The organism is Shinella sp. M27 (assembly GCF_049199905.1).
GTDB lineage: Bacteria > Pseudomonadota > Alphaproteobacteria > Rhizobiales > Rhizobiaceae > Shinella.
This window is the reverse complement of the sequence record NZ_JBLZPK010000023.1, coordinates 72514-83811: the sequence shown is the minus strand read 5'-3', so window position 1 is coordinate 83811 and position 11298 is coordinate 72514. Positions and strand designations below refer to the sequence as shown.

The 11298-nt window shown below is 64.5% G+C and carries 12 protein-coding genes; 3 read left to right on the top strand and 9 right to left on the bottom strand.

Features of this window, described 5'->3' with window-relative positions:
- Positions 1–7 precede the first annotated feature (7 nt).
- The 4 genes from ACOZK4_RS08905 to ACOZK4_RS08890 form a co-directional block, all read right to left on the bottom strand.
- The gene (locus tag ACOZK4_RS08905; RefSeq protein WP_421591576.1) at positions 8–520 is read right to left on the bottom strand and encodes a ClbS/DfsB family four-helix bundle protein; all 513 of its coding nucleotides are present in this window, start codon (positions 518–520) and stop codon (positions 8–10) included.
- A 6-nt stretch (positions 521–526) separates the two neighbouring features.
- Positions 527–1681 (bottom strand): MFS transporter, encoded by a 1155-nt coding sequence (locus tag ACOZK4_RS08900; RefSeq protein WP_421591575.1) that lies wholly within the window; start codon positions 1679–1681, stop codon positions 527–529.
- A 120-nt stretch (positions 1682–1801) separates the two neighbouring features.
- On the bottom strand, positions 1802–2635 hold the full coding sequence (locus tag ACOZK4_RS08895; RefSeq protein ID WP_421591574.1) for an aldo/keto reductase: 834 nt from the start codon (positions 2633–2635) through the stop codon (positions 1802–1804).
- 28 nt (positions 2636–2663) lie between these two features.
- Positions 2664–3860 carry an MFS transporter gene (locus tag ACOZK4_RS08890; RefSeq protein WP_421591573.1) on the bottom strand — a complete coding sequence of 399 codons (1197 nt, stop codon included), beginning with the start codon at positions 3858–3860 and terminating at the stop codon, positions 2664–2666.
- Between the two features lie 135 nt (positions 3861–3995).
- Here ACOZK4_RS08890 and ACOZK4_RS08885 point away from each other — a divergent pair, with 135 nt between their 5' ends.
- Positions 3996–4889 carry a LysR family transcriptional regulator gene (locus ACOZK4_RS08885; RefSeq protein ID WP_421591572.1) on the top strand — a complete coding sequence of 298 codons (894 nt, stop codon included), beginning with the start codon at positions 3996–3998 and terminating at the stop codon, positions 4887–4889.
- Between the two features lie 287 nt (positions 4890–5176).
- Positions 5177–6697 carry an ABC-F family ATP-binding cassette domain-containing protein gene (locus ACOZK4_RS08880; protein ID WP_421591571.1) on the top strand — a complete coding sequence of 507 codons (1521 nt, stop codon included), beginning with the start codon at positions 5177–5179 and terminating at the stop codon, positions 6695–6697.
- Here the strand turns inward: ACOZK4_RS08880 and ACOZK4_RS08875 are convergent.
- From ACOZK4_RS08875 to ACOZK4_RS08855, 5 genes are all read right to left on the bottom strand, one after another.
- Positions 6686–7444: an RES family NAD+ phosphorylase gene (locus ACOZK4_RS08875; RefSeq protein WP_421591570.1), complete on the bottom strand. Its 759-nt coding sequence runs from the start codon at positions 7442–7444 to the stop codon at positions 6686–6688. The genes ACOZK4_RS08880 and ACOZK4_RS08875 overlap by 12 nt on opposite strands.
- A complete protein-coding gene (locus ACOZK4_RS08870; protein ID WP_421591569.1) occupies positions 7404–7781 on the bottom strand; it encodes an MbcA/ParS/Xre antitoxin family protein in 378 nt (125 codons plus the stop codon). Before ACOZK4_RS08870 ends, ACOZK4_RS08875 begins: the two co-directional genes overlap by 41 nt.
- Positions 7782–7841: 60 nt before the next feature.
- Complete coding sequence (locus tag ACOZK4_RS08865) at positions 7842–8225, bottom strand: response regulator (protein WP_313531798.1); 384 nt, start codon at positions 8223–8225, stop codon at positions 7842–7844.
- A gap of 1 nt (position 8226) precedes the next feature.
- Positions 8227–10146, bottom strand: coding sequence for a sensor histidine kinase (locus tag ACOZK4_RS08860; protein ID WP_421591568.1), 1920 nt, complete (start codon positions 10144–10146; stop codon positions 8227–8229).
- Between the two features lie 104 nt (positions 10147–10250).
- Positions 10251–10739 (bottom strand): MarR family winged helix-turn-helix transcriptional regulator, encoded by a 489-nt coding sequence (locus tag ACOZK4_RS08855; protein ID WP_421591567.1) that lies wholly within the window; start codon positions 10737–10739, stop codon positions 10251–10253.
- Between the two features lie 113 nt (positions 10740–10852).
- On the opposite strand from ACOZK4_RS08855, the gene ACOZK4_RS08850 reads away from it, so the two are divergent.
- A complete protein-coding gene (locus ACOZK4_RS08850; RefSeq protein WP_117368979.1) occupies positions 10853–11275 on the top strand; it encodes an organic hydroperoxide resistance protein in 423 nt (140 codons plus the stop codon).
- Positions 11276–11298 lie beyond the last annotated feature (23 nt).

Genomic DNA, 11298 nt, shown 5'->3' with positions numbered 1-11298 from the left:
GGCCTTTTCATGCCTTGGATTGCGCTTTCAGCCATTTGCGCAACCGGCCGCGCGCATTGTCATAGGGTGACGACGTGTTGAACTGGATCATCCGGCCCATCGTCCATTTTCCATACCAGGGGTGGCCATAGAGCGCCGCATCGTCACGCTCGCCGATGGCCGCGACGATCCTTACCCTCGCCGCATCGAGCCGCGCGACAAGCACGGGATACGGGATATGCGCGTAGTCGCAGTAGAATTTCTGGGCGAGCTCTCCGAGTTCGTTCCATTTGAAACCGGTTTCCGGAAAATCGATCGGCTCTCCCGCCGCATCCCGCTCCAGCCATTTCAGCACGAGTTCGTTCCAGCCGACGAGATAGGCCACGAGATCGCACGGGCGCATCAGCGTGCCCTTGGCGTGCCCGTCCATCGTGCGCAGCTGCGCGCGATCCAGCGGAACATCATCCAGCGCTTTCAGGAGCTTGCCGAATTCCAGCGCGATGGCGGCAAGCAGCTCGTCCTTGCTCTGCGGAACGGTCATGCGGCTCTAACGCTTGCGGGTCAGGACCAGCAGCGCGGTGAAGGCTGTGAGGCCGAGGCCCACCGAGAGCGGTCCGGCCTGCGGGCCGCCCGCTTCCATGATCGCGCCGGTCAGGCCCGAACCGGTGGCGCTGCCCGCCGCATAGACAAGCGCGAAAGCGGCGGAGCCGGCGACCAGCATGGAGCCGCTGTAACGTTCGCCGAGCATGGTGAGCGCGCAGGTATAGAGCGAGAAGATCGCCGTTCCCATCACCGCCAGGAGCGCCAGGATCGCGATTTCCGACGTCACCAGCGGCAGGACGAGATAGCTCGTGGCGGCAACGACGACGGTGGCGAGCGCCACCCGCTCGCGCGGCAGCTTGTCGAGCAGCATGCCGATGAACGGCTGGGCAAGTGCCGTGGGCAGCGCCATCACCGTCACGCTGATGGCGGCGAAGGCTTCGCTATAGCCTGTCTTCACGAAATAGACCGGCATGGCGGAAATCGCCGCGATATCGGCAAAGCCGAAGACATAGACCATGCCGACCAGGATGGGGGCAGCCTTGAAGAAGCGGAAGACATCGGCCGTCGAGGACGGTGCCGGCACCGTCTTGGTCGAGAACATCAGCATAGCGGTGGCGAAGGCGACGATGGCGAGATAGACGGCCGTCAGCGCGAAACCGAGCCCGCCGGCGCTGCCGAACAGCGGAATGGCCAGCGGCCCTGCGGCAAAGCCGCCGCAGATGCCCATGCCGTAGAGGCCCGAGACGCGACCGCGCAGGCGATCCGGGCAGGCGGCGTTCAGCCAGGCTTCGCCGAGCATGAAGATCATGCTGGCAAAGAAACCGAGCAGGAAGCGGGCGAGGCCCCAGACGACGAAAGACGACGTGGCCGCGAAGGTCGCCAGGCACAGCGAGCAGATGACCAGGCTGAAAATGATCAGCCGGTCGGGCCGCCAGCGCGCGGTGAGGCTGCCGACGAGCAGCGTCGAGGCGCCCATGCCGGCGGCATAGGCGATGGCGTTGACGCCGATCATCGACGACGAATAGCCGCGCGCCTCCAGCGTCAGCGAGACGAGCGGATAGGTGAGCCCCTGCGCCACGGAAAACGCGGTCGCGCCCAGCACGACGGCGATAATGGCCGGCCAGTCCGGTGAAAGGACCGTTGAAGACGAGGACTGCATGAGGGGCTCCCTGCCGCAAACGGGGCGGCGCGACACCCATACATGTCCGGCGCCCTTTTGGAAAGCCGGCCTCGCCTTTCGGGGTGGCCGGCGGGGCGCAACACGCCCCGCCGAATCCTGTCAGGCCGCGTTGTCCCAGACCGGTGCGAGACCATCGGGGCTGACGATACGGCCGTCCGGGCGGGCGAGTTCGTGGATCCGCGCCATTTCCTCGGCCGTCAGCGCGAAGTCGAAGATCGCGAGGTTTTCGGCAAGCCGCGCTTCCGTTACCGTTTTGGTCAGCGCCACCACATCCGGCTGATGGATCAGCCAGCGCAGCGCGACCTGCGCGGCGGATTTGCCGTGCGCGGCGGCGATGTCCCTGAGATCTGGATCGGCCGGCACCTTGCCGTCGGCCATGGCGAAATAGGCGGTGAGCGCCATGCCGTGGCGCTTGGCCGCGTCCCGCACCGCCGTCTGGTCGAGGAAGGGATGGTATTCGACCTGGTTGGTGGCGAGCGGCGCCGCACTCAGGCGCACGGCCTCGGCCATCAGCGCCGTGTTGAAATTGCTGACGCCGATATGTTCCGCAAAACCCTTTTCACGCACGGCGTTGAGTTCGGCGATCTGCACCTCCAGCGGCACCGCTTCGTTCGGCCAGTGCAGCAGGAGAAGATCGACATGGTCGGTCTTCAACTTGCGCAGGCTTTCTGTGACGGAGACGGCGAAGGCGTCCTTCGCATAGTTCGCGACCCAGACCTTGGTGGTCAGGAAGATCTTTTCACGCGCCACGCCGGAGCTTTGGATCGCGTCGCCGACGGCCGCCTCGTTCTCGTAGATCTGGGCGGTATCGACGTGGGTGAAGCCGCGCCGGAGCGCCTTCGGCAGGATGGAGAGGACATCGGCTTCCGGCATGCGGAAGGTGCCGAAGCCGAGCTGCGGAATGTGGGCGCCATTGGCGTTGATGGTTTTCATGGAATTCTCCTGATGGGTTTGAAAAGGTTCAGGCCGGCTGGCAGGCCGTGGCATCGGGCTGGCTGCGCTCGCGGCGGTCGAGCGCGCCGCTGACGAGCGTCAGTCCGAGCGCACCGGCGACGAGGATGGCACCGACCCAGGGCGTGGCGCCCAGCCCGAGCGGCGAAGCGACGACCAATCCGCCGATCCAGGCGCCGGCCGCGATGCCGAGATTGAAGGCGGCGATGTTGAGGGCCGAGGCGACATCGATGCCGGCGGGGCGGTGGCGCTTGGCCATGTCGACGACATAGAGCTGGAGGCCCGGCACATTGGCGAAGGACAGGAAGCCGAGCGCGGCGAGTGTCACAAGGGCGAAGACCGGCGACGGGGCGGCGAAGGTGAGCACGGCGAGCACCAGCGCCTGCAGGGCGAAGAGCACGGCGAGCGCCTTGACGGGATTCTTGTCCGCCACCTTGCCGCCGAAGAGGTTGCCGAGCGCGATGGCCGCGCCATAGAGCACCAGAACGAGGCTCACCGTATTGGCGGAGAAACCGGTGATCTCCTGGAGCAGCGGCGAGAGGAAGGTGAAGGTCACGAAGGTGCCGCCGTAACCGAGCGCCGTCATGGCGAAGACGATGATGAGGCGGCCGGAGCCGAGCACGCGCACCTGTTCCATCAGGCCCGCCGGCTTTTCGCGCTTGAGATTGTTCGGCAGCAAAAGCGCAATGGCCGCGAAGGCGACAAGTCCGAGGCCGGCGACGGCCCAGAAGGTGGCGCGCCAGCCAAAGGTCTGGCCGATGAAGGTGCCGAGCGGCACGCCGGTGACGATGGCGACGGTCAGGCCCATGAACATCATGGCAATCGCCGATGCACGGCGATCGGGTGCCACGAGATCGGCCGCGATGGTGGCGCCGACGGAGAAGAAGACGCCATGCGCGAAGGCCGAGAGCACGCGGCCGACGAGCAGCATTTCATAACTCGGCGACAGGGCGGCAATCGCATTGCCGGCGATGAACAGTGCCATCAGGCCCGAGAGCAGCGGCTTGCGGCCGAGCTTTCCGGTGAGCGCGGTGAGAACCGGCGCGCCAAACGTGACGCCGAGCGCATAGACGGAGACGATGAGGCCGGCGAGCGGCAGGGTGATGTGAAGATCGGAGGCGACGGTCGGCAACAGGCCGACGATCACGAATTCCGTGGTGCCGATCGCGTAGGCCGCGACTGTGAGCGCAAAGAGGGCAAGTGGCATGGAGCACCTTAGAGGCTTTGGCGGCGCCTATCGGACGCCGTGCGGGAGTGATGGCGGGAATATGCGGCGCGGCCACTTGAATGATAAGAATGCGCAATGGATAAAGGACTGTGAAACCAATTCACAGGATGAACCATGGACAATCGCACCGGGGAAATGGATGTCTTCGTCGCGGCCGCCGAGACCGGAAGCTTTTCGGCCGCGGCCCGGTTGCTGAAGCTCACGCCCTCGGCGGTGAGCAAGCTGGTGACCCGCATCGAGGATCGCCTGGGCACCCGCCTGCTGGTGCGCACCACCCGCTCGCTCCTGCTGACGCCGGAGGGCGAGACCTATCTGGCGCGGGCGCGGCGCGTTCTGGCGGAAATCGACGAGATGGAGCGACTGGTCGCGCGCGGCGCGCAAGCGAAACCGCGTGGCCTGCTGCGCATCAACGCCACGATCGGCTTCGGCGAGTGCTACATCATCCCACTCGTCGGCGAGTTCCTGGCGCTTTATCCGGATGTGAAGCTGGAACTGTCGCTGAGCGACGGCCTGATCGACCTCGTCGAGGAACGCACCGACATTGCCTTTCGCACTGCGCCGATGGCCGATTCCGCGCTCAAGGCGCGAAAATTGCTCGTCAGCCACCGCGTCACCGTCGCCACGCCCGGTTATCTTGCCCGGCGCGGCACGCCGCGCACGCCGGCGGATCTCGCTGCGCACAATTGCATCACCTTCACCTTCGGCCGCACGCCGGGCGAATGGCCGTTCCGCGATCCCGGCGAAAGCACGGTCTATCCCGCGCCGGCCGCCGGCAACCTGATGGCCGCCAGCGGCTCCGTCGCGCGGCTGCTCTGCCTTCAGGGTCTCGGCATCGCGCGCATCGGCAAGTTCCATGTCGAAGGCGATATTGCAGCGGGCGTTCTCGTCGAGGTGCTTGCAGACTACAATCCGGAGCAGCCGGAACAGGTCCATGCCGTCTATGTCGGCCACGAGCATCTTGCGGCCCGCATCCGGGCGTTTATCGACTTTCTCGCGGAGAAGATCTGAGCCGCCCTTCCCCGCTCCCGGTTGCCAAGCCCACCCACCGGTGGTATCGATTCTTCGTTCGCAACACGTAAGAAAGGACTGCGCGTGAAATACGAATTTCTGCCACACCGCACGCACGGTCCCAATCTTGCCCTGCAGATGCGTTTGCAGGGCTGATCGGAACGAACACGTCTCTTCTGGTCCGCCTGTCCGGCGATGCGGTTCCCCCGCATCCAATTTCCTTGTGCCTTTTCGCGTGATCGACGGCTGATGCCGCGCCGCGAGGCCTTGAAGACCAGAGATTTTTCATGTCGCTCATCAATATCCGTGCGCTCGGCGTCACGCTTTCCGCTCCCCTCTTCGCCAATCTCAACCTCGCCATCGCGAACGGCGACCGCATCGGTCTCGTCGCCGCCAACGGGCGCGGCAAATCCACCCTGCTCCGCTGCATCACCGGCGATTTCGAGCCGACCAGCGGCGAGATCACCCGCGCCCGCGGCCTCACCGTCGGCCATATGGAACAGAACCTCGCCCCCGGGCTGGAAAAATTGACGTTTCGCGAGGCGGTGCTCGGCGCGCTCACGCACGAACAGCAGGACAGTGAAAGCTGGCGGGCGGATGTGACGCTCGAAGAGCTCGAAGTGCCCGAGGCGCTACGCGAACGCCCGCTTGCAGCACTCAGCGGCGGCTGGCAGCGCATCGCGCTGATTGCCCGCGTGCGCGTCGCGGAACCCGATGTGCTGCTGCTCGACGAACCGACCAACCATCTCGACCTCGAAAAGATCGCGCGGCTGGAAAGCTGGCTCGGCACGTTGCCGCGCGACATGCCGGTCGTCCTCTCCAGCCACGACCGCGCCTTCCTCGACGCGGTGACGAACCGCACGCTGTTCCTCAGGCCCGAGCGCTCGCAGCTCTTCGCGCTGCCCTATTCCCGCGCCCGCGCGGCACTGGACGAGGCGGATGCGGCCGAGGAGCGGCGCTTCGAGAAGGACATGAAGGCGGCCGCGCAGCTGCGCCAGCAGGCGGCGAAGCTCAACAATATCGGCATCAACTCGGGCAGCGACCTGCTGGTGGTGAAGACCAAGCAGCTGAAGGCCCGCGCCGAGCGCATCGAGGACGCGGCAAAGCCCGCCCATCAGGAGAATTCCGCCGGCGCGATCCGGCTCGCCAATCGCGGCACCCATGCCAAGGTGCTGGTGACGCTGGAGGATTGCCCGGTCGAGACACCGGATGGAACGCTGCTCTTCCGCACCGCCCAGAAGTTCATCTGCCAGGGTGACCGCATCGTGCTGCTCGGACTGAACGGCACCGGCAAGACGCGGTTCGTGCTGCGGCTGCGCGAAGCGATCGAGGGCGCAGCGCGGGAGGGTATCAAGCCGACGCCGTCGCTGGTGCTGGGTTACGGCGACCAGGCGCTGTCTGATCTTTCCGACACGGAGACGCCGCATGGTACGATCATCCATCGCTTCGATGTCGGCGACCAGCGGGCGCGCAGCCTGCTCGCCGGCGCGGGGTTTTCCGTAGAGATGCAGGGTCGGCCGGTCGGTCTGCTTTCGGGCGGGCAGAAGGCGCGGCTCGGCATGCTGGTGCTCAGGCTGACCAATCCGAACTTCTATCTGCTCGACGAGCCGACCAACCATCTCGACATCGAGGGTCAGGAAGCGCTGGAACGGGAGCTGACCGCGCAACAGGCGAGCTGCCTCTTCGTCTCGCACGACCGCGCCTTCGTGCGGGCGGTGGCCAATCGCTTCTGGCTGATCGAGAAACGGCGGCTGATCGAGGTGGACGGGCCGGAGGACTTCTTCGAGGAGGCCGCCCTATCGGCGTGAGGCGATGCGCGGATCGGCGGAAAAATCCTCGCGGGAAAAGCCGATGCGCCTCGGCGGATGATCGCACAAGGCCTGCACGCCGAGCCCTGACAACCGGATGCGCCAGGTCTGGCGCTCCACCGGTTTTGGCGCGGCGAAGGCTTTTGCGGTGAGGAGCGCGAGGTTTCTGCCGGCGGCGGGATCGCGCACCGAACGATAGAGGATGGCGGCGAGCCCGCCTTCCCGCGCGCCGTTGGCCAGCGACTGGCAGGCGGCGTAGTCGGTCGGATGCGTCCAGGCGGGTGCATCTCGGTCGAGCGGCGGCAGGGTGAGGTCGATGGCCTCACCGGTCGCGACGGCAGCGGAAAAGGCGGTGTAATCGGCCGCATTGGCCGGCAGCGGCGTGGCCGGCGATTCCGCGAAGAACAGGAGGCGATAGAAGGCCATTTCGGCCAACGCCGTTTCCACCGTCAGCGCCGCGTAATAGACGCCGAGCGTGCGCCCTGCCCGGCGGAAGCGCGAGCCGTGCGGATAGATGGCGCCGTAGCGGAAGGGGGTCGCGAGCAGATAATCGAGGCCGGCGCATTCGGGCGGCAGCACCGGCTTGCTCTCTTCGAGAATGTCCTCCAGCAAGGCCTGCTCGTCCAAGGTATCGACGAGCTTCAGCGTCGAGACGCGATGCTGCGCCTCGACGAACCGCCAGACGCTGCCCGCGAAGGGCCGCGCCTCAGACGAGAGCGCGGCGGGCGTCCAGATAGGCAAGGACATCGACAAGGCCGGATATGGAGACGATACGATCGACCGGGCGGGCGCCGAGTGCGGTGTTCTCGGCCGTCATCCAGCTGCGCGCGACGGTCTCGTCGCCGCCCACGATGGCATCCAGCGAGCGGAACAGGCGCACGAGCAGCACGGCGAGCTCGAACGGCTTCGTGCCGCGCTCCAGCAGCACGTCCTGCCGCTTCAGCCGCGAGACCGTCGCCTCCGACACGCCGATGACCGCCGAGAGGATGCGCGCCGTCAGCCCCAGCCGGTCCGCCGCATTGACGGCCGCCTTGGTGAGCACGGTGCTCTCCGCATTGACCTGCTGTATGGGTTTGCGCTGCATGGCCTTGATCCTTTCCATGGAAATAATATAGCGAATATTTTTCCAATGACAAGATGAAGACTATTTATGACCGAGAAGCTCGGCCATGATGCGCAGGTGATCGGCTTGCAGCGGCTTTTCGAAATAGCTCTTCACGAAGCTGTATTGCATCGCCCGCTCACGATCCTTGCCGAGATGCGAACTGGTGAGCATGGCGACGACGGGGGCGTGCTGTTCGAACTCCTCGGCATAGCGGTCGAGGAACTCGAAACCGTTCATCACGGGCATATTGATATCGAGGATGATGGCGTCGGGCGTGTCCTCGCTCCGCAGGATGTCGAGCGCCTCCGTGCCGTCGAACGCCTTCAGGATGCGGATCGACGGATCGAATTTGCGGATCGTGTACTCACAAATGAACTGATCGTTCTCGTCGTCGTCGACGACCAGGATCGAATGGATCTTCATTTTAGTCCCCGTCGGGCAGCTCGATCATAAAGCGGCTGCCCTTATCTCTTGCTTCATAGAGCGCCGTGCCGCCCAGGGCTTCCGCGCTCTTTCTCAATATGTAGAGGCCGAGCCCGCTGCCGAAGGATCGGTTGGGGTGCAGCCGTTTGAACATCTTGAACAACAAATGACGGCTTGCGGGCGGAACGCCCAGGCCGTTGTCCTCCACCGACAACCGCAGCCGCCCACCATAGCGGAAAGCGCGGACATCGATCGCCGGCTCGGCCTCCTTCGGATCATGATATTTGACCGCGTTGGACAGCATGTTGCCGACGATGACCTGGAATTTCGACGGCTTGCTGACGATTGTCAATTCCGCCGGCACATGATTTTCGATCCGGATTCGCTTGAAATCGTCGAGATGCGAGAGCGCGTCGATCGCTTCGGCGACGAACGGGCGCAGCGCGATCGGCTTCTCCTCCTCCTCCATAAGCCGGTTGCGCGTGACCGTGATGATGTTCTGGATGAGATGGTCGAGGCGGCGGAAATTCCCCTCCATGCGCTGGAGCATCTGGCCGAGTGCCGGCATATCTCCCTCCGCCAGCATATCGCGGGAAATGCCGAGCAGTCCGAGCGACGAGGCGATAGGCGAGCGCAGGTCATGCGAGGTGCGATAGGCGAATTCCTCAAGCTCCGCATTGGCTTCGATCAGCGCCTGCTCGTTCACCTTGCGCTCGGTGATGTCGCGCACGATGCCGCTGTAGATGATGGCGCCGTTCAGTTCCACCTTGGCCACGGCAAGATCGAGCGGGAAGATGAAGCCATCCTTGCGCCGGCCCTCGACCTCGCGGCCACTGCCGATGATCTTCGCTTCACCGGTGCGCTGGTAATTTCCGAGATAGCTGTCGTGTGCACTGTGGTAGGGCTCCGGCATCAGCATCTTGACGTTGCGGCCGATCATCTCCTCCGGCGCGTAACCGAAGATACGCGTGCAGGCGTCGTTGACGGATTGGATGAGGCCGCGCTGGTCGATGGTGATGATACCGTCCACCGCATTGTCGATGATGGCGGCAAGACGCCCTCGGCTTTCGGCAAGATCCGCCGCCATGGCGCTGGCGCGGCGGGAGGAAAAATAGAGATGCACCACCAGCGCGCCATAGAGCGCACCCGATATCAGGACGAGTGAGGAGAGCGTGCTGCGTGCGTTGATGCCATTGATGGTAAAGGTGATGCCGAAGGTGTTTTCGTAGCGCGCCAGTTCGTAATAGGCCATAGCCAGCAGGATAAGATAGGTTAGCAGGCCCAGAATGGCGGCGATGGTCAGCCGGTTGTAGCCGGTCTTCTCCGTGCCGACGAAGATGATGGCGATGCCGAGCGCCACGAAGCAGCTGGCGCTCTGAAACGACATACGCGTGAAGCGGATCCAGTCATGCGCGAAGTCCAGCGAGATCGCATAGCCGACAAGGGCGGCCGCGGCGATGATGAAGGTCGCGAAGCCAAGCGCCACCTGCACGACATCGTTCTTGCCACAGAGCGCACGGCGGGCGATCGCCACGCTCATCAGCATGAAACAGAATGCCGTGTTGGGCGCGATGCGCCCCGGCAGGCTCGTGCCGATATCGACGAAGGGCGTGTTGAGCAGGGTGTCGATACCTGTATCGATGCCGAAGATATGCTGGGAGAGCGCGATCGCGCCGTAGAGGAAGACCGGCACCATCATCAGCGCCGGCAGCTGTTTCCAGCCGCGGGCCGCAAGCCAGAGCGCCATGCCGAGCACGACGAAGGTGAGTGCGGCGTTGAACTTCATGCCGAACAGACCGGGATGCGCGGCGGCGAGGCCGGCGGGCTCCGCCAGCCACAGCGTCATCATGACGACACCCACGGCGACGCACCACAGGCTCGCCGCACCGTTCGTCCGTTCCCAGGACCATGTGAAAGTCAACCGTGCCCCCATCGACGGTTTCTTCGTCGCCGCGCGCACTCTAGCGCGAAGGCTGAATCGCGAACAGGTGCCGCGGGGAAAGCTTTACGGTAAAATCGTACTTTTCAGGCGGCGTCGTCGCGTGCGCCGTTTTCAAGCCGTTCGGTCATCGCCTGGAGTTCGCCGGTCAGCGCCTGAAGGGCCTCCAGCGTGCAGCCGGTCGCCTTGCCGATCTCCATGCGGATGGCCACCGCATCGCGCTGCATGGCCCTGCCCTTTTCGGTGAGCGTAACGAGGACCTGCCGCTCGTCCGACTTGTCGCGCGCGCGCGTGATGTAACCCGATGCCTCCAGCCGCTTCAGCAATGGCGAGAGCGTGCCGGAATCCAGCCCGAGCGTCGCGCCGAGTGCCTTCACCGAGCGGCCGTCCTCATGCCAGAGCGTCATCAGCGCGATATATTGCGGATAGGTCAGGCCATAGGGATCGAGCAGCGGCTTGTAGGTGCGATTGAGCGCGTGTGCTGCGGAATAGACGGCAAAACAGAGCTGCTGGTCGAGCGCCAGCATGCCCTCGGGAATGGTGTCCGTCTCAGCTTCGTCACGTTTGTCGGTCATGCTTCATTGTCGCACAAAGGGCCAAAATTGCAATTTGCAAAATCATATTGCGCGCAATTTAATTTTACGCTATTCAATCACCATCAACAACGACAGCAAGGAAGGAGACACCCATGCCCATTCTCTACAGGACCAAGGCTTCTGCAACCGGTGGCCGCGCCGGCCATGGCGCAACCGAAGACGGCACCGTCGATGTCACGCTGACCGTTCCCAAGGAACTCGGCGGCGACGGCGCAACGGGCGCCAACCCGGAAAAGCTCTTTGCGGTCGGCTATTCGGCCTGCTTCCTCGGCGCGCTGAAGTTCGTCGCCGGCAAGGAGAAGGTCAAGATCGGCGAAGACGCCAAGGTCACCGCAACGGTCGGCATCGGCCCGCGTGAAGACGGCGGCGGTTTCGGCATCGAAGCCTCGCTCGAAGTCTCCGCGCCCGGCGTCGACAAGGCCGTTCTCGAAGACCTCATCAAGAAGGCCCATGTCGTCTGCCCCTATAGCCACGCCACGCGCGGCAATCTCGACGTCAAGACGACCGTCGCCTGATCAGCCTATCCCAAATGAAAAGC

Bases quoted from the DNA above. Each gene is read 5' to 3' on its own strand.
- ACOZK4_RS08905 (WP_421591576.1), bottom strand. From the start codon at position 520: ATGACCGTTCCGCAGAGCAAGGACGAGCTGCTTGCCGCCATCGCGCTG.
- ACOZK4_RS08900 (WP_421591575.1), bottom strand. From the start codon at position 1,681: ATGCAGTCCTCGTCTTCAACGGTCCTTTCACCGGACTGGCCGGCCATT.
- ACOZK4_RS08895 (WP_421591574.1), bottom strand. From the start codon at position 2,635: ATGAAAACCATCAACGCCAATGGCGCCCACATTCCGCAGCTCGGCTTC.
- ACOZK4_RS08890 (WP_421591573.1), bottom strand. From the start codon at position 3,860: ATGCCACTTGCCCTCTTTGCGCTCACAGTCGCGGCCTACGCGATCGGC.
- ACOZK4_RS08885 (WP_421591572.1), top strand. From the start codon at position 3,996: ATGGACAATCGCACCGGGGAAATGGATGTCTTCGTCGCGGCCGCCGAG.
- ACOZK4_RS08880 (WP_421591571.1), top strand. From the start codon at position 5,177: ATGTCGCTCATCAATATCCGTGCGCTCGGCGTCACGCTTTCCGCTCCC.
- ACOZK4_RS08875 (WP_421591570.1), bottom strand. From the start codon at position 7,444: ATGTCCTTGCCTATCTGGACGCCCGCCGCGCTCTCGTCTGAGGCGCGG.
- ACOZK4_RS08870 (WP_421591569.1), bottom strand. From the start codon at position 7,781: ATGCAGCGCAAACCCATACAGCAGGTCAATGCGGAGAGCACCGTGCTC.
- ACOZK4_RS08865 (WP_313531798.1), bottom strand. From the start codon at position 8,225: ATGAAGATCCATTCGATCCTGGTCGTCGACGACGACGAGAACGATCAG.
- ACOZK4_RS08855 (WP_421591567.1), bottom strand. From the start codon at position 10,739: ATGACCGACAAACGTGACGAAGCTGAGACGGACACCATTCCCGAGGGC.
- ACOZK4_RS08850 (WP_117368979.1), top strand. From the start codon at position 10,853: ATGCCCATTCTCTACAGGACCAAGGCTTCTGCAACCGGTGGCCGCGCC.